The 17,268-nt window shown below is 37.1% G+C and carries 16 protein-coding genes; 9 read left to right on the forward strand and 7 right to left on the reverse strand.

Features of this window, described 5'->3' with window-relative positions; all coding sequences use genetic code 11:
• Nucleotides 1-123 precede the first annotated feature (123 nt).
• Entirely contained in the window at nt 124-1,962 is a 1,839-nt protein-coding gene (locus ACO052_RS16870; protein WP_422108077.1) for a Xaa-Pro dipeptidyl-peptidase, read from the forward strand.
• Here ACO052_RS16870 and ACO052_RS16875 read toward each other — a convergent pair.
• On the reverse strand, nt 1,959-2,603 hold the full coding sequence (locus tag ACO052_RS16875; protein WP_422104966.1) for a protein-L-isoaspartate(D-aspartate) O-methyltransferase: 645 nt from the start codon (nt 2,601-2,603) through the stop codon (nt 1,959-1,961). The two genes, ACO052_RS16870 and ACO052_RS16875, sit on opposite strands and share 4 nt — an antisense overlap.
• A gap of 143 nt (nt 2,604-2,746) precedes the next feature.
• Between ACO052_RS16875 and ACO052_RS16880 the strand changes: the two genes are divergently transcribed.
• The 8 genes from ACO052_RS16880 to miaA all read left to right on the forward strand — a co-directional run bounded on the left by ACO052_RS16880 (nt 2,747) and on the right by miaA (nt 10,535).
• Nucleotides 2,747-3,706 carry a Gfo/Idh/MocA family protein gene (locus ACO052_RS16880; protein WP_422104967.1) on the forward strand — a complete coding sequence of 320 codons (960 nt, stop codon included), beginning with the start codon at nt 2,747-2,749 and terminating at the stop codon, nt 3,704-3,706.
• 92 nt (nt 3,707-3,798) lie between these two features.
• Nucleotides 3,799-4,686, forward strand: coding sequence for a 3-hydroxybutyryl-CoA dehydrogenase (locus ACO052_RS16885; RefSeq protein WP_422104968.1), 888 nt, complete (start codon nt 3,799-3,801; stop codon nt 4,684-4,686).
• 3 nt (nt 4,687-4,689) lie between these two features.
• Nucleotides 4,690-5,334 carry a M23 family metallopeptidase gene (locus ACO052_RS16890; protein ID WP_422104969.1) on the forward strand — a complete coding sequence of 215 codons (645 nt, stop codon included), beginning with the start codon at nt 4,690-4,692 and terminating at the stop codon, nt 5,332-5,334.
• Complete coding sequence (locus ACO052_RS16895; RefSeq protein ID WP_422104970.1) at nt 5,335-6,573, forward strand: DUF1015 domain-containing protein; 1,239 nt, start codon at nt 5,335-5,337, stop codon at nt 6,571-6,573.
• An 84-nt stretch (nt 6,574-6,657) separates the two neighbouring features.
• The gene (locus tag ACO052_RS16900) at nt 6,658-7,326 is read left to right on the forward strand and encodes a YggS family pyridoxal phosphate-dependent enzyme (RefSeq protein WP_422104971.1); all 669 of its coding nucleotides are present in this window, start codon (nt 6,658-6,660) and stop codon (nt 7,324-7,326) included.
• An 89-nt stretch (nt 7,327-7,415) separates the two neighbouring features.
• Nucleotides 7,416-8,783 (forward strand): exonuclease domain-containing protein, encoded by a 1,368-nt coding sequence (locus ACO052_RS16905; RefSeq protein ID WP_422108078.1) that lies wholly within the window; start codon nt 7,416-7,418, stop codon nt 8,781-8,783.
• Nucleotides 8,784-8,806: 23 nt separating this feature from the next.
• Nucleotides 8,807-9,640 carry an ion transporter gene (locus ACO052_RS16910; protein ID WP_422104972.1) on the forward strand — a complete coding sequence of 278 codons (834 nt, stop codon included), beginning with the start codon at nt 8,807-8,809 and terminating at the stop codon, nt 9,638-9,640.
• Nucleotides 9,633-10,535: a tRNA (adenosine(37)-N6)-dimethylallyltransferase MiaA gene (gene miaA, locus ACO052_RS16915; protein ID WP_422104973.1), complete on the forward strand. Its 903-nt coding sequence runs from the start codon at nt 9,633-9,635 to the stop codon at nt 10,533-10,535. The genes ACO052_RS16910 and miaA overlap by 8 nt, the downstream gene beginning before the upstream one ends.
• 36 nt (nt 10,536-10,571) lie before the next feature.
• Here the strand turns inward: miaA and ACO052_RS16920 are convergent, their stop codons facing one another.
• The 6 genes from ACO052_RS16920 to ACO052_RS16945 all read right to left on the reverse strand — a co-directional run bounded on the left by ACO052_RS16920 (nt 10,572) and on the right by ACO052_RS16945 (nt 17,233).
• Nucleotides 10,572-11,282: a response regulator transcription factor gene (locus ACO052_RS16920; RefSeq protein ID WP_422104974.1), complete on the reverse strand. Its 711-nt coding sequence runs from the start codon at nt 11,280-11,282 to the stop codon at nt 10,572-10,574.
• Nucleotides 11,283-11,291: 9 nt separating this feature from the next.
• Nucleotides 11,292-12,857 carry a sensor histidine kinase gene (locus tag ACO052_RS16925; RefSeq protein WP_422104975.1) on the reverse strand — a complete coding sequence of 522 codons (1,566 nt, stop codon included), beginning with the start codon at nt 12,855-12,857 and terminating at the stop codon, nt 11,292-11,294.
• Between the two features lie 67 nt (nt 12,858-12,924).
• Nucleotides 12,925-13,518, reverse strand: a complete 594-nt coding sequence (gene coaE / locus ACO052_RS16930) for a dephospho-CoA kinase (RefSeq protein WP_422104976.1) — start codon at nt 13,516-13,518, stop codon at nt 12,925-12,927.
• A 1-nt stretch (nt 13,519) separates the two neighbouring features.
• The gene (locus ACO052_RS16935) at nt 13,520-14,476 is read right to left on the reverse strand and encodes a hypothetical protein (protein ID WP_422104977.1); all 957 of its coding nucleotides are present in this window, start codon (nt 14,474-14,476) and stop codon (nt 13,520-13,522) included.
• Between the two features lie 6 nt (nt 14,477-14,482).
• A complete protein-coding gene (locus ACO052_RS16940; RefSeq protein ID WP_422104978.1) occupies nt 14,483-15,484 on the reverse strand; it encodes a glycosyltransferase in 1,002 nt (333 codons plus the stop codon).
• Nucleotides 15,485-15,523: 39 nt separating this feature from the next.
• Nucleotides 15,524-17,233 carry an FG-GAP-like repeat-containing protein gene (locus tag ACO052_RS16945; protein ID WP_422104979.1) on the reverse strand — a complete coding sequence of 570 codons (1,710 nt, stop codon included), beginning with the start codon at nt 17,231-17,233 and terminating at the stop codon, nt 15,524-15,526.
• Nucleotides 17,234-17,268 lie beyond the last annotated feature (35 nt).

A 17,268-nucleotide genomic window follows, 5' to 3' on the forward strand; every position in this document is an offset into this window, starting at 1 on the left:
CGATCCCGATAGCTATCGGGACGAAATCACTCGAAGTGACATTTAGAATAGTATTATCTCAAACTTATCATAAAGAATTTGGAGACTAATCGATAGTCCTTATTTTTATAAAAAATAAATATGATGTCTATAACATTCAAATCTGAGGCTTTCTTAATTGCAGCTCTAGCTTTTACAATACTAAGCTGTGCCCAAAACACTTCCGAAAACGCAAAACCAATTTTTAATGACGGTGAAGCACAAATCGTTGATGCATTCAATAACCCCGATCAATGGCTGCGTCACGACCTTTGGGTAGAGACTTCATTTGATACTGATGGTGATGGAGACCTAGATAGAATGCATGTGTCTGTAACGCGTCCTAAACAAACCGAAACCGAAGGTTTACAACTTCCCGTAATCTATGTGACCAGTCCATACTTTGCTGGAGTTGCAGGTGATGTCCCAGGCATTATGTGGGACGTGAAACGCGAACTTGGTGGCAAATCAAAAGAACGTGTACACCCAGAAGTGAAACGCCGCGGACAACGCCCAATTATTTCAAACTCACATATTAGAAAATGGGTACCCAGAGGCTATATTGTCGTTCATTCGTCATCTCCAGGCACAGGTTTATCTGACGGAGCGCCAACAGTTGGAGGCCCTAATGAATCTTTAGCTCCAAAGGCTGTGATCGACTGGTTATGTGGACGTGCTAAAGGGTATACCGAACGCAATGGCAATGAAGAAGTAAAAGCTTATTGGTCGACCGGGAAAGTGGGTATGACTGGCACCTCATATAATGGCACTTTACCTCTAGCTGCAGCAACCACTGGAGTTGAAGGTTTAGAAGTCATTATTCCCATCGCCCCAAACACCTCATATTACCACTATTACCGCTCTAATGGTCTGGTCCGTTCACCAGGTGGGTACCTCGGGGAAGATATCGATGTGCTTTACGATTTTATTCATAGCGGTGATGAATCCAAACGCGCTCGGAATAATAAGGTTGTCCGAGATACAGAAATGATGGATGGTATGGACCGGCAAACAGGAGATTATAATACCTTTTGGGAAGGACGGGATTACCTTAACCAAATGGATAATATGAAAGCAGCATTGCTTATGGCACATGGTTTTAATGATTGGAACGTGATGCCAGAGCACAGTTATCGTATCTACAAGGCAGCGAAAGAAAAAGGCTTACCTCATCAAATTTATTACCATCAGAATGGCCATGGAGGCCCACCACCTATAGCTATGATGAATAAATGGTTTACCAAGTACCTTCACGGTATAGACAACGGTGTTGACAAAGAAAGAACTAAGGCTTATATCGTTAGGGAATATGACGATAGACAGCAACCCACAGCCTATCTCGATTATCCAAATCCTGGCGCTGAAGATGTCACTCTAAATTTAACGCCTGGTGGAATGACCATAGGTGGTTTAACCTTAGATTCAAGTATAGAAACAGGAGAAACCTTAATCGATGATGTTTCCTATTCCGGAAAGGATTTAGCAAAGGCCAAAACCTCTAAGCACCGTCTGCTTTATGCGACGCCCAAATTAAAAAGTGATCTTCATATTTCGGGAGTGCCTAAAATAAGTATTACCCTATCCTCTAACCGACCAGCAGCTAACTTATCGGTTTGGTTAGTCTCGTTGCCATGGAATGATGATGCCACTAAAATCACGGAGAATATTATAACACGTGGCTGGGCAGATCCTAAAAACCATAAATCTTTAACTGATGAAGAGGACTTGGTACCAGGCCGTTCTTACACCGTAAATTTTGAGTTACAGCCCGATGATCAAATTATTAAAGCAGGGCAACAAATTGGGCTCATGATTTTCTCTAGTGATCAGGAATTTACGATTCATCCAAAACCAGGTGCAGAATTAACCATTGAACTGGATAAAACAACTTTGACGCTCCCCGTTGTTGGTGGTGAAGAAGCTTACAGAAAGTTCGTGAATTAATTCTTATTCTCTAGAAGCGGTACAAATCTAAATTGACCAAATTCGTGTTTTTCGAATGCCTTGGGTCCTTTTCGAATGAAAAGAGTCATGGTTTGCACCTCTTCTCCGACTGGAATCACTAGTCGTCCGCCTACTTTGAGCTGACTCAATAATGGCTTTGGGACAAAAGGTGCACCGGCAGTGACGATAATACCATCAAAAGGAGCCTCTTCTGGCAGCCCTTTATAACCATCACCAAAAACCAATTTTTTGGCTCTATAGCCAATTTTTGGTAAGAACTTAGATGTTTTTTTAAACAGCTCTTGTTGCCGTTCTATACTGTATACTTTAGCACCCAATTCAATTAAAACAGCACATTGGTAACCACTTCCTGTACCAATTTCTAAAACTTTATCGCCAGATTTAACTTGTAGGAGTTCCGTTTGAAATGCTACCGTATAAGGCTGCGAAATGGTTTGGTCTGCGGCAATAGGAAATGCTTTATCTACATAAGCGTGATCAATAAAACCAGAATCCATGAAAAGATGCCTAGGCACTTTATTAATCGCTGTAAGTACAGCTTCATCCTTTATACCACCGTGTTTCCGGATAGAGTCAACCAATTGTTGACGCATTCCTTTATGCTTAAATGTATCTTTCAAATCTTAGTTTAGTTTCACACAAAATTAATTCAAAGTACAGCCAATTCCAATCCTAAAATCCAATTATTGAATTCGCAGTTTTTTGTATGTACTTTTTTAAATTTTTGACCTAAAACGCCTATTTTTGTTGAAAACTCAAAAACATGCTTAAAGCTGGTGTTCTCGGTGCTGGTCACCTAGGAAAAATTCATCTGAGATTGCTCAATCAATCTAATAAATATGAGCTTGTTGGCTTTTATGATGCAGACCCAGAAAATGCCCAACGTGTTGTAGACGAATTTGGGTACAATTACTTCAATTCAATAGATGACTTGATAGATGCTGTGGATGTTGTGGATATCGTCACTCCTACACTTTCGCATTACGATTGTGCGAAGAAAGCAATTAGCAAGGGAAAGCATATTTTTATTGAAAAGCCAATCACAAATACGGTTGAGGAAGCCGAAACCATCAGAACCTTAGTAGCGGAGCACGGGGTTAAAGGGCAAGTTGGTCATGTAGAACGTTTTAATCCTGCGTTTATAGCGGTAAACGATAAGATTGACAACCCAATGTTTATCGAAACACATCGCTTAGCAGAATTCAATCCGCGCGGTACGGATGTTCCTGTTGTTTTGGATTTGATGATTCATGACATCGATATTATTCTTAGCGTCGTTAAATCCCCTGTTAAACACATATCTGCCAGTGGCGTTTCTGTAGTAAGTGAAACACCAGATATTGCCAATGCGCGCATAGAGTTTAAAAATGGTTGTGTGGCCAATCTTACAGCTAGTCGCATCTCTCTGAAGAACATGCGCAAAACCCGTTTTTTCCAAAAAGATGCCTATATCTCCGTGGATTTCCTTGAGAAAAAATGTGAAGTCGTTAAGATGAAGGATGCACCTGAACAACCTGGTGATTTCGATATGATCTTACAAAATGCAGAAGGGGTTAAAAAACAGATCTATTTCGATAATCCGGAAATTAGTAGTAACAATGCGATTTTAGATGAATTGGAGACGTTTGCCGATGCCATCAATAACAATACAAAACCAATAGTGACCTTACACGATGGTACTGAAGCATTGCGTGTGGCCACCATGATTATTAATCAGTTTTAATTTATTACAAAAACTTGTCACTGAGGCTCTCGAAGTGACCATAGTATTAATACAACGTGACTTAGAGAGCCTCAGTCACCTAAATAATTCATATGAAAAACGTAGCCGTAATTGGAGCAGGAACCATGGGAAACGGAATTGCCCATACTTTTGCGCAATCTGGATTTAAAGTACAACTTATAGATATTAACGAAGCATCCCTTAAAAAAGGTGTGGACACCATTTCGAGAAATTTGGATCGTATGGTGGCCAAAGAAAAAATCACTGAAGCCGATAAACAGGAGACTTTAGGGAATATTACTCTATTTACAGATATCGCGGAAGGAGTCGAATATGCAGGTTTAGTTGTGGAAGCTGCAACAGAAAATGTAGATCTAAAGCTAAACATCTTTAAGCAACTGGATGAAGCTTGTGGAGAGGATACCATTCTAGCCACAAATACGTCGTCTATCTCCATTACTCAAATTGCTGCAGTTACCTCCAGACCAGATATGGTCATCGGCATGCACTTTATGAACCCCGTGCCTATCATGAAGTTGGTAGAGATCATTCGCGGTTATAACACTAGTGATGAAGTCACTAAAACCATTATGGAGTTATCCAAAACTCTGGGTAAAGTTCCAACCGAAGTTAATGACTATCCTGGCTTCGTAGCGAATCGAATTTTAATGCCCATGATTAACGAATCTATTGAAACGCTGTACAATGGTGTTGCTGGCGTCCAAGAAATTGACACCGTTATGAAATTAGGAATGGCGCATCCTATGGGACCTTTGCAACTGGCAGATTTTATAGGTTTGGATGTCTGTTTGTCCATATTACATGTTATGTACGACGGTTTTAAGAATCCAAAATATGCGCCTTGTCCGCTTTTGGTTAATATGGTAAGAGCTGGTAAATTAGGTGTAAAATCCGGTGAAGGTTTTTACGATTATTCTGAAAGTAGGAAAGCCGAAAAAGTTTCTGGCCAGTTTTCATAATGAATGAATAGGATTCTTAAATACCTAATATGTACAATAGTCATTTTCTCCTGCAACCAAAACAGAGAGCCAACTACAGACGGGTCTAATCCTAACGATGAGGGTTTAAATCTAGAATCCGAAGTAGAAATAAGCAACGACATTGATTATAAATCATTATTTCTAAATAATCCTCAATACATCGCAAAAGATTTTGATTTCCCTATTACAAAATCAAATATTATGGGTATGAGGAATTTCAACACACAGAAATTTGGTGCTAATAATAATCTTGCCGATAACTCGAACGCCGTTGGTGCAGAAAACATATATTTGGATAAACCTGTTTATGCCATAGGAAATGGTTACATAACTGAAGCAAAAGCGAATCTTAATAAATGGGGTAATGTTATAAGAATCGTTCATTTGTTGGATGGACATTTATATGAATCTTTATATGCACATTGCAACAAAATGCTGGTAAAACCCAATCAGTTTATAAAAAAAGGTGAACAGATTGGAACCATTATCACATGTAATAAATTATATCATACCCATTTACGCTTTGAAATCAGAGATTCATTAGGTATGGCTATTGGAGATGACTATTCGGCAGATCGAGCTGGATATCTGGATCCAAATAAATTTATCAAAACTAATAGAAATTAATTGGCAAAAATTATTCCTTTTAAAGCAGTAAAACCTACTAGGGCTATTGTTGGTTTAGTCGCTGCGCGTCCGTATCAAAGTTATACCATAGAAGAACGCGAATCGCGTATGGACTATAACCCTTACAGTTTTCTCCATATTGTAAATCCCGGTTATAAGTATTCACAAGAAGTTACTGGCAAAGAACGCTACAAACTGGTAAGAAATCGCTATCAGGAGTTCAAGGAAGATGGTATTTTTCTAACCGATCAAGAGCCCTCATTATATGTCTACAAAATAGTCAACAGGCATCGACAGGTTTTTAATGGCATTATTGCAGCTACCTGTGCCGAAGATTACGAAAAAGATATCATCAAAAAACACGAAGACACCATCTCCAAGCGTGAACAAACCTTTAAAAATTATCTTCAAACTGTCGGTTTTAATGCAGAACCCGTATTATTGACCTACCCAGATAACACAGTGATTTCAGATATTATTAAAGATACCCAAAAAGGTCATGCCGAGTTTGAGTTTACCATGACCTACAGGGACACACACTATCTGTGGAAAATTGATAATGAAGAGACCATTGCGATAATCCAGGAAGAATTTAAAAAAATGGAGACCATTTATATCGCAGATGGTCACCATAGATCAGCTTCTTCTTATCTCTTGTACAAGGATGAAAAGGAGAACAACCTTAACCATGATGGTTCGGAATCCTATAATTTTTTCATGTCTTACCTCATCCCGGAATCGGATTTGGTTATTCAAGAATTCAGCCGTTTGGTCAAAGATTTAAATGGGTTGACAAAAGAAGAATTTCTTATCGAGCTCGACACTCATTTTAGGATAGAAAATCGCGGTGCGGTTCCCTATCAGCCCTCCAAACCTCACCATTTTAGTATGTACTTAGACGGTGAGTTTTATTCGCTCTATCTAAGAAAAGCTAACTATACGTTCAATACAGCGCTCGATAAGTTAGATGCACAGCTACTTTACAAGACGATTTTAAAACCTGTATTGGGTATAGATGATTTACGAAACGATAATAGAATTGAGTACGTTCATGGCAGACATGAAATGATTACCATTAAAAGCAGTGTTGACAGTGGGGATTTTAAAGTAGGCTTTGGCATGTGTCCTGCAACAGTACAACAAATGAAGGAAATAGCGGATGAGGGTCTTAAAATGCCTCCAAAAAGCACCTACATATTACCCAAACTTAGAAGTGGAATTACAATTTATGAGTATTGACGCCTTATGTCATTCTAGACTGTCATAATTAGTACAATCTGTTGTTTCAGAATCTAAAATCCCATTAATAAGGAAAAGAGATAAATGAGCATAAAACAAAACCTTGAAAACATAAAATCAGCTATACCAGAGCATGTCACTTTAGTGGCTGTTTCAAAAACGAAACCCGTAAGTGACTTAATGGAAGCCTATAACGCTGGCCAACGAATTTTCGGAGAAAATAAAATCCAGGAGATGGTTGAAAAGCACGAACAAATGCCAAAGGATATTCAGTGGCATATGATTGGTCATGTACAGCGGAATAAAGTAAAATATATGGCTGAGTTTGTGAGTTTAATTCACGGCGTAGATAGCTTTAAGTTATTGAATGAAATTAATAAGCAAGCCATGAAATACGATAGAATCATAAATTGTTTGCTACAAATTAAAATCGCCAAAGAAGACAGTAAATTCGGTATGTCCCCAGAAGAGGCCTCTGCTTTACTCCTATCCGAAGAATTTTTAGAATTAAAAAACGTTACTATTATTGGATTAATGGGCATGGCAACATTTACTGATGATATAAAGCAAGTGGAGGAAGAATTTAAATTTTTAAAGACCACCTTTGATCATCTGAAAACGCTCCAATCTCCAAACTCCCAACTTCAAACCTTAAGTATGGGCATGAGTGGGGATTACCAATTAGCAATCGATTGTGGCAGTACTATGATACGTGTAGGAAGTAGTATCTTTGGTGCAAGGAATTATCAGTAAGCAGTAAGCAGTGAGCAGTGAGCAGTGAGCAGTGAGCAAATTATATTTTAACTTTTAACTTTTAACTTTTAACTTTTAACTTTTAACTAATTTACGCAATATTAGACATAGAAACTACGGGTGGTAAGTACAACGAAGAAGGAATCACCGAAATTGCAATTTACCGTTTTGATGGTCACAAGGTTACCGACCAATTCATTTCCTTAGTTAATCCCGAACGCGAGATTCAACCTTTTGTAGTTAATCTTACAGGGATAAATTCTAATATGCTAAGGAACGCTCCCAAATTCTACGAAGTGGCTAAGCGTATTGTTGAAATTACTGAAAATTGTATCCTAGTAGCACATAATGCAGAGTTCGACTATCGTATTTTAAAGACCGAGTTTAAGCGCTTGGGGTTTCCTTTTAAGCGCAAAACGCTTTGTACCGTAGAATTATCTCAACGACTTATCCCAGATATGGAATCTTACAGCTTGGGAAAATTAACACGTGCTCTCGGTATTCCGGTGAGTGATAGACACCGTGCTAATGGGGATGCTATGGCAACGGTAAAGCTTTTCAAAATGTTATTGAGTAAGGATACCGACAAAACCATTATAAAAGATGCTATAAAAATTGAAAAACAATCTAAGTTAGCACCCAACCTTAAAGACATTATTGAAGAATTGCCAAGTGATATTGGCGTCTATTATATTCATGATGCCAATGGCAATATCATCTACATCGGTAAAAGCAACAATATTAGAAAACGCATTACGCAGCACTTTACCAATAAAAACTCTAAATCAAAGAAGATTCAGGTACAGGTCGCTGCTGTTACATATGAAAAAACGGGTAGTGAACTTGTAGCTCTTCTAAAGGAGAGTGAGGAGATTAAAACGAATAAACCCATTTTAAACAGAGCCCTAAAACACAATCAATTTTCTCAAGGTCTATATAGCTTTATAGATGATAATGGCTACGTTAATCTTAGAATAAGTCAACTTAAAAAAGGAGTAAAGCCCATCACTACCTTTACTAATAGAAAAAGCGGTATTTCTTTTATGAATCGAATGGTGGAAACCTATGAGCTCTGTAACAAGCTTTGTGGTTTAGAAAAAACAGAAAGCAGCTGTTTTAACCATGGCATAGAAGACTGTTTTGGCGCTTGCATCAATAAAGAAGATCCCGAGACATACAATAAACGGGCACGAGTAGTTATTGAAAAAAATAGCTATGACAATAAAGATATGATTCTGATAGATAGAGGACGGGACATTGATGAAAAAAGTGTGATTCTTATTAAAGATGGTACGTTCAGAGGTATTGGTTTTTTTGATCTCAATTACCAGATAAACAATCAGGATATTTTGGAATCACTCATTACTCCAATGCAGAATAACAGAGATACCCAGCATATTATTCAAAGTTATATGCGAAAGAACAAACGTCTAAAAATTGTAGATTTAGGCAACTAACTTTTCTTTCGTACTTTTAAACTATGGAACCCAATACAAAACATACATGGCGATCTAAACTTCATGAAATTATTTATGAGGCCGATACGCCTTCGGGTAAATTTTTTGATGTCGTTCTACTAATTGCCATTCTCGCTAGTATCGTTTTAGTAATGATAGAAAGCGTTAAGAGCCTCGATGAACGATTCCATGATTTCTTAAATATCTCGGAATGGGTCATTACTATACTATTCTCTATGGAATACGTTGCAAGAATTGTTTCAGTAAAAAAGCCCCTAAAGTATGTAACTAGCTTCTATGGTATCATCGATTTATTATCCACCATACCAAAATACTTATCATTAATATTTGTTGGTACACACTCGCTTGTTGCATTGAGGGCATTGCGACTGCTCAGGGTTTTTAGGATCTTAAAATTAACACGTTATATAGGTGCATCCACTAATTTTATTAGGGCCTTAAAAACAAGTCGTGCCAAAATAGGTGTTTTCTTGTTATTTGTTGTTATTCTTTGCATTATATTGGGCACCGTGATGTATTTGGTAGAAAGTGAGGAAGGTAGCGGTTTTTCTAGCATCCCCAGAAGTGTCTATTGGGCCATCGTAACCTTGACGACGGTGGGTTATGGAGATATAGCTCCGGCAACACCGCTTGGCCAACTTATAGCATCTTTGATTATGATTATGGGTTACGCGATTATTGCTGTTCCTACCGGAATTGTATCATCAGAAATGACAAAATTCAGTAAACGCGACGTGCATACGAATACGCAATGCTGTTCTAACTGCCTAGCTGAAAATCATCGTGATGGAGCGGAATTTTGCTACAATTGTGGACACAAGTTGCATTATGACTAAAACACTGATATCTGTTGTTGGACCAACGGCCATTGGCAAAACTGCACTAAGTATAAAATTAGCCCAACATTTTAATACGGAAATTGTTTCTGCAGATTCTCGGCAGTTTTATAAAGAGATGTGTATCGGGACTGCTGTACCTTCATCGGAAGAATTAAAATCGGCCATTCACCACTTTATACAACACAAATCTGTTGAAGAGCATTATACCGTAGGAGATTTTGAACGCGATGCTATTAGTGTTATTCAAAATATACACAAACATAATTCCATAGCCCTAATGGTTGGAGGTTCCGGTCTATATGTCAAAGCCGTTACCAAGGGACTAGACGATTTTCCTGAAGTCGACAATACCATTAGAACCAATCTCAACGAAGCGCTTAACACACAGGGGCTCCAATCTTTGCAGAATAGACTAAAGACACTAGACCCCGTGGCTTATGATACCATTGCCATAGATAATCCCCAACGCGTTATTAGGGCCTTAGAGATCTGTTTAGGTACGAATACACCTTACTCTTCATTTCTAACAAATCCCGAGAAAGCGCGTCCTTTTAAAACCATCGCCATTGGATTAAATGCTGAACGCTCCATCATTTACGACAGAATTAATCAGCGTGTGGATATAATGGTTAAGGATGGGCTTGTTGAAGAGGCTAAACGTTTATTTCCCTATAGACAGTTAAATGCTTTAAATACTGTTGGTTATAAAGAGTTATTTCAATACTTTGAAGGGACCTATACCTTAGACTTTGCTATTTCAGAAATAAAGAAAAATACAAGACGCTTTGCCAAACGGCAATTGACTTGGTTTAGAAAAGACACAAGCATAGCTTGGTTTGATTATAAAACCGCCACCGACGAGATCATACGTTATATTGAAAATCTATTGTAAAAAAAATCCGGCTCGAGGCCGGATATATCGCTAGAATTAACTGTCTTTATTGATGACTAACCTAAAGCCTTCCCCATGAATATTCAATATTTCTACTTTTGGATCTGGTTTTAGGTACTTACGGAGCTTGGCAATATACACGTCCATACTTCTAGACGTAAAATAATTATCATCTCTCCATATCTTTGTTAATGCCAATTCTCTAGGCATCAAGTCATTTTCGTGCAATGCTAACAAACGTAACAATTCGTTTTCTTTTGGAGACAATTTAGTGGGTTCTCCTCCATCTAATTTTAAAAACCGAAGCTTAGAATTAAGATCGAAACGTCCAATCTTAAATTCAAACTGCTTGCTATCTGCCACAGAGTCCGTGGCCTTACGCTGCATAATAGCTTTTATTTTCATCAATAAAACCTCACTGTCAAAAGGCTTATTGAGATAATCATCGGCACCCACCTTATACCCTTTTAACACATCTTCTTTCATGGCCTTCGCCGTAAGAAATATGATTGGTACATCGGTATTCTTTTCACGAATCTCTTTGGCCAATGTAAAGCCATCTTTATAAGGCATCATGACGTCTAATATGCATAGATCGTAATCATCTTTTTTGAACTTTTCAAAACCTTCCATTCCATTTTTGGCATGGACAACGTCGTAATCGTTCATCATTAAATAATCTTTTAAAACAGTTCCAAAATTTGGATCGTCTTCTACCAAAAGAATTTTCTTGTTTTGTTCTTCCATAACTCGTTTTTATGATATTAATGGCAGCTTTATAATAAAAGTACTGCCTCTTCCCTTTTCACTTTCTACTGATACATGACCTTGATGATCATCTACTATGCGTTTCACATAAGCCAAACCTAGCCCATGTCCCTTTACATTATGTACATTGCCGGTGTGTTCTCTGTAAAACTTCTCGAACACACGCTTAGCGACTTGTTTGTTCATACCATTACCCTGATCAGCGATTTTCAAAATGATATTGTTACCAATATTTTCGGTATATACATCTATTTTAGGGGCATCATCTGAGTATTTAATGGCATTGTCCAATATATTAACGATTACATTTGTAAAATGTGTATCATTAGCTAAAACTGATGATTTAGCTGCATCAAAATGTGTATTGACATAACCATTTCGATCCTCTACAATGAGCTTTACATGGGTAACCGCATCAGCGATTAAGTCGTGTAACTTTAAACGTTCCTTACTTATATTGAGTTCGTTTTTCTCTAACTTAGATATTCGCAATACGTTTTCTACTTGTGCATGCATACGTTTATTCTCATCCTTAATCATGCCTAAATAGCGCTTTACTTTGTCCTGATCAGCTATAATCTTGGGGTTTTTTATGGCATCTAGTGCCAAGTTTATAGTTGCTATTGGAGTTTTAAACTCGTGTGTCATATTATTAATAAAGTCCGTCTTTATCTGTGATATTTGACGTTGCTTTATCAACTGATAAATAGCGCTTGAATACGCAACTATGATAACACCTGTAAATAATATGGACAAAAGGATCATCCATAGTATAGATGACAATAAAAACTTCTTTCTATGCGGAAAGTCTACCCAAAGCCTATAATTACTTTCACTATTGCTATCCAAAAAAATTGGTATTCCAAAATAGGCATTGCTTTTATTGAAATTTCTTGTCAGCACTTTCGTAGCCAAATCATCGTCATATATGGCAAACTCGAAATCGAGATCAATGCCTTCGCTTTTTAATTCCCTTCGTAGTAATGTTTCGACCTGCAAGGCCGTTACTCTTTTATAGATTGGAACTTCCCTTAACAAGGTTTTGAACGTATCTTCGTAAGCCTGCTTATCTATCTCAGGAAGATTCGAAAATTCAACTAAACTTTTGGTCGGTTTAATTCCTAATTCACCATCTAATGATCTGTTAAAACGTTCTGTGGAACGCTCACTTGTAAAATTACTAACATCAATACTGTCTGCATCAATTTCAAAGAACAAAGAAGGCACTTTAAAACGCTCTTCTAATATGGTGTTACGGTGTATAATGGTCTCATCAGTAACATCGTCGTCTCTAGCAATATAAAGCTGCCTAATGGCTGTAGAGTCGGGTTCCCTGTTATCAGCAATATAAGGCTGAATTAAACCATAAAACTTTCTAATCTCGTAGTCCTGTATGTCTCTAGACACAAAACTTAGAGCCCTAGTAACACTAAGGGTAAAATTCTTTTCCTCATTTTCTAAGCTATTGTTAATAAAAAATGATTGTACAAAGATGATTCCTATGAGCGATAAACTCATTAAAACCACTAATAAGATGAATAGTCTTTTACCCATCAGCCAAATTTAACATTTTAACATTTAGCACAAATTATGTTTAACCTTACATTAACAAACAGAATGGCTAAGGTTTTTTTATTTTTCTGAGAATGGCTGAGTGGATATCTTGTATTTGTTTTTTTGAAATATCTAAGTCATTGTTTTCTATAACAAAGTCCGACTTTTTAATCTTTTCTTTATCAGAAAGTTGGTTCTGCATAATGGCTTTAACTTTTTCGGCCGATACACCATCGCGTTTTATAACGCGCTCTATTCTCAAAGCCTCATCCGCAATAACGGTAATAATATAATGGTATTGATACTCAAGGTTGTTTTCAAAAATAATGGCAGCTTCTTTTATAACATAGGGAGCGTCCTGTTTTTTTAACCATCGTTTAAAATGCGAGGCGACTTTGGGATGTACAATGGCATTCATCTCAGATAGAAGGGTTTTATCGTTAAATATCTTAGAGGCCAAATATTCCCGATTTAATTGGCCATTAACATATGCCGATGGTCCAAAAAGCTGGATGAGTTTCCTTTTAATGACTTTTGATCGATTCATTAATGCTTTAGCCTCTGTATCAGCGATATAGACTGGAATGCCGAAAGACTCGAAACACTTAGCTACTGTGGTTTTACCACTACCTATTCCACCTGTAAGACCGACTACTATCATTTTATAGTTTTATAAAATCTATGCGCCTTTGTTTAATGGTGATGCGCTTAATAAAGTTAGGGCTTTTTGTGATTTTTGGCACGAAATACGTTTGGTCTCCCTCAATTTGGTTAAAATCACATTCTACCTTAAAATCACCAGCCGAAATTGAACCATAACTGTCCAAATCCACATAGTACAAAATCGTAACCGTCTTAGGAAAAAAATTAATAGTCACATCTTTTGGCGCCCCAGTTATAGTAACTGGTACTTCAATGGTACCTTCGGTAAAGCGCTTTACCTCTGCCTTTACGTTGACCGTCTCAGGAAATACGTCTACCCCTTTAATCTCATCCAATTCGATATCCTCATCGATCAAACTATTTACCTTACTTAGTTTTAATTCCTTCGTCGATACGGTGGCTACATTTTTGATTTTATCCTCTGGTCCAACTATTTTAACACTATCTATACTGAATCTAAAATCCCCAATGATATCAAATCCTGTCGCATATTGAATATTGGCATTCAGAATCACAGGAATATACTTCGAAGCTCTTTTTGAATAGGGTAATATTAGCGTATCAGGGGTCATGGACAGTAACGTATAGGACGATCCTAGTTGTTCTTGGATAAGAAATTTATGTTTCTGCACATCGAATATATAATGTGTGGGCTTGGTAATTATGTCAGTCTTTGAATCTAAAACTATGGTCTTATAATTATTAAAAACGTAGGGTACCAGAGCAAATCCCTTAGCCTCCACAAAAATGTCAATAACATTTGAAGAGTCTTGTTGAAGTATTACTTCTTCTTCAATATGTGCTAAATTCACCTTGAGCTTTATCAATTGTTTATAATCATTCGAAAGCTTAGAAATAATTAGAAATATAAAGGCAATAGCAATAAATAGGCTAAAACGCTTTACGTTTCGCTGCTTTAAGCTGTTAAATATGTTTGACGTGTTTTTAGAACTCATAGCTATCTAAAAAAACAATTTAGGAAACGCCTCCCTTGGTTTTTTCCTCAAAACCAAAAGATTAAACGTCGATTTAAGAAAACCATAGCCATAACCAAAAAACTGGATGATAACAGCTAAAACCGATTGCAAAGCGACCCCAATATTTTTAGTTGAAATTAGTGCCAAAGTAAATGCCAATACAAAATAAAAAAGATATAAATACAAAGGAAGTCTCATCCTAAAAATAAAAAGTACTAACGAAACACAAAAACCCAATAAGAACAGTGTCGGGAACCAATATACCAGGCTTTTGGAATTGGGGTGCCACTGATTAAGTATGGGTCTCACCAAACCAAATTTATGTACCTGTTTATAAAATTTAGACCACGATATACGACGCTTGTGGTATACATAAGCGCGCTCTATCAAAGTTGTTTTATATCCCAATTTATTTAAGCGTAAGGACAAATCTGGATCTTCGCCCGGGTGTATGCTTCCAAATCCACCTGAATCTCTAAACGCTTCCCTAGACAGGCCCATATTAAAGCTTCTAGGTTGAAATCCCTCTAAACGCTGCTTACCGCCTCTTATGCCACCAGTTGTAATAAAAGAGGTCATTGCAAAATTTATGGCTTTTTGAAGATTAGAAAATGAGTCATGCGCCGCATCAGGTCCGCCAAAACAATGGTAATAGCTTTTAGTTAAAAAAGCATTAACCTCCAATAGATAACTCGAAGGCAAAATGACGTCCGAGTCTAATATGATAAAATAATCGCCTTTTGCTTTCCGCATCCCAAAATTTCTAGAATCCCCTGGTCCAGAGTTTTCCTTAAAATAGTAGGCTATATTCAATTGACCTTTATACCTGTCCACAATATGTTTGCAATCCATATCAGAACCATCCTCTACAATCACTATTTCATGGTTGCAATCACCATCCAATTGGGCAAAACTATTCAGTAGTTCATCGATTTCTTCAGGTCGATTATAAACGGGAATGATAAAAGAAAATAGAATACCTTTCATAGGCATAAAGGTAATCAAAGCATACAACTTAGCTTAAGTTTAGTCCTTGATTATTTGAATAGATTCGCTCGATACGGGCGAAACGATCTGTGCCACATAAATACCTTTTGATACGCCTGATAAATCTACCTTGGTCTTAAGCGTATGTGGTGTATCATTATACACACGTTGTCCCAGTTGATTAATGACCTCTAATCGAAGAATAACCTCCGTCCCTTTAATGTTTAGCATATTCTTGGTAGGAATAGGATAAACCTTGAACACATTTTTTATAGGCTCATTTAGGGACAAGGTTGAGCCTTCAACAATATATAATTCTTCATTAGTGTTTATATCATAGATGATATCTTCTATGCCACTCAACCATTTGACCTTAACATAATCCACAAGCGCATGACTCCCAAGTCCAAAAATTTCTGTGGCAGAATTTTGTGAAAGGTAGCCTTCACCACACAATGTATAGCGATACTGCTTTTCTCCATTTACAGAAATCTCGATAAACGAGCCTATACCATTTTTATTACTTTGTGTCCCTTCCAGCTTAATTTTTAGCCAATTATTTGTTTGTGGAGTACTATTCTTCCAAAGAAAGATGTTGTCATGATTTATATTATTTACCACAATTTCAGGATAACCGTCGTTATCGGTATCCCCTATAGCGTTTGAATAACTTATAGCGAAGTCATCGGGAATAGCATCATTATTAAGGTTAAAAGTACCGTCATTATTATTCTCATAAAATGCAGATGATAAATAATCTGCGACAGAACCATTGTGATCGCCGCTCATATACAAATCCAAATCCCTATCATTATCCGCGTCTAGAAATACAGCACCCCAGCCCACACTATTAAAGGTCGTTTGGGTTTGCTGTGCCATATTGGTAAAGGTGCCATCTCCATTGTTCTTTAATAACGCATTACCTGGAATATCGTTTGTGATGTAAATATCTAACCAACCATCATAATTATAATCATCAATAGTCACGGACATAGCATCAATAGACACATTTGAGCCTGAGATTTCACCAACCTCAGTGAATGTGCCATCTCCATTATTCTTATATAACAAATTGGGGTTATAGGTCTTATCATTGGATACATAGATATCTTGAAAACCATCCTTATTGTAATCGAAAAAGGCCGAGCAAAATGATAAAAATCCTGTATTCAATAACCCGGCTTCTGTGTTGACCAAGGTAAAGGTATTATTGCCATTATTTTTGTATAAAATATTTGGCACATCAAAATCCCTGATGCTTAAAAACACATCCAAATAACCATCATTATTATAGTCGCCCCAGGATGCACCATAGGTATAGAAAACATCCGTAAGCATTCCACAGCTTTGGGTGATATCGTTCATGATCATATTACCCATATTTTCATACAATCGATTAGAACTACTATCACTCGTTACAAACAAATCATTATCACCATCATTGTCAATATCGACCCAATTGATTTGCTTGTTTTTCCAGTTATTCATAGGAATGTTCAATACTTGTTCTACAAAATTGCCGTTGATGTTTTTCAAAAATCTTATAGGGTCTCCATCCGCTGAAGCTATTGTAATATCATCCCAACCATCGTTATCGTAATCAAAAAAGCTAATTCCATTGCCTAAATAGGTATTACCACAAGCAATACTAATACCTAATTCTTGGGCACTATTGACAAAACTAATTTGGGACTCTGCCTTAAACCAAGCTACAAAAGCTAATATTAAAAGATAAACCCTTAAAACCATGCAAAATAGAATTTAGTCCTTTTTTATTAAGAAGT

The sequence above is a fragment of the Winogradskyella sp. genome (assembly GCF_965228925.1).
Lineage (GTDB): Bacteria > Bacteroidota > Bacteroidia > Flavobacteriales > Flavobacteriaceae > Winogradskyella.

What these genes read in the sequence shown, in the direction of transcription:
- ACO052_RS16870 (WP_422108077.1), top strand. Translation starts at nt 124, where the DNA reads ATGTCTATAACATTCAAATCTGAGGCTTTCTTAATTGCAGCTCTAGCT.
- ACO052_RS16880 (WP_422104967.1), top strand. Translation starts at nt 2,747, where the DNA reads ATGCTTAAAGCTGGTGTTCTCGGTGCTGGTCACCTAGGAAAAATTCAT.
- ACO052_RS16885 (WP_422104968.1), top strand. Translation starts at nt 3,799, where the DNA reads ATGAAAAACGTAGCCGTAATTGGAGCAGGAACCATGGGAAACGGAATT.
- ACO052_RS16890 (WP_422104969.1), top strand. Translation starts at nt 4,690, where the DNA reads ATGAATAGGATTCTTAAATACCTAATATGTACAATAGTCATTTTCTCC.
- ACO052_RS16900 (WP_422104971.1), top strand. Translation starts at nt 6,658, where the DNA reads ATGAGCATAAAACAAAACCTTGAAAACATAAAATCAGCTATACCAGAG.
- ACO052_RS16910 (WP_422104972.1), top strand. Translation starts at nt 8,807, where the DNA reads ATGGAACCCAATACAAAACATACATGGCGATCTAAACTTCATGAAATT.
- miaA (WP_422104973.1), top strand. Translation starts at nt 9,633, where the DNA reads ATGACTAAAACACTGATATCTGTTGTTGGACCAACGGCCATTGGCAAA.
- ACO052_RS16920 (WP_422104974.1), bottom strand. Translation starts at nt 11,282, where the DNA reads ATGGAAGAACAAAACAAGAAAATTCTTTTGGTAGAAGACGATCCAAAT.
- ACO052_RS16925 (WP_422104975.1), bottom strand. Translation starts at nt 12,857, where the DNA reads ATGGGTAAAAGACTATTCATCTTATTAGTGGTTTTAATGAGTTTATCG.
- coaE (WP_422104976.1), bottom strand. Translation starts at nt 13,518, where the DNA reads ATGATAGTAGTCGGTCTTACAGGTGGAATAGGTAGTGGTAAAACCACA.
- ACO052_RS16935 (WP_422104977.1), bottom strand. Translation starts at nt 14,476, where the DNA reads ATGAGTTCTAAAAACACGTCAAACATATTTAACAGCTTAAAGCAGCGA.
- ACO052_RS16940 (WP_422104978.1), bottom strand. Translation starts at nt 15,484, where the DNA reads ATGAAAGGTATTCTATTTTCTTTTATCATTCCCGTTTATAATCGACCT.
- ACO052_RS16945 (WP_422104979.1), bottom strand. Translation starts at nt 17,233, where the DNA reads ATGGTTTTAAGGGTTTATCTTTTAATATTAGCTTTTGTAGCTTGGTTT.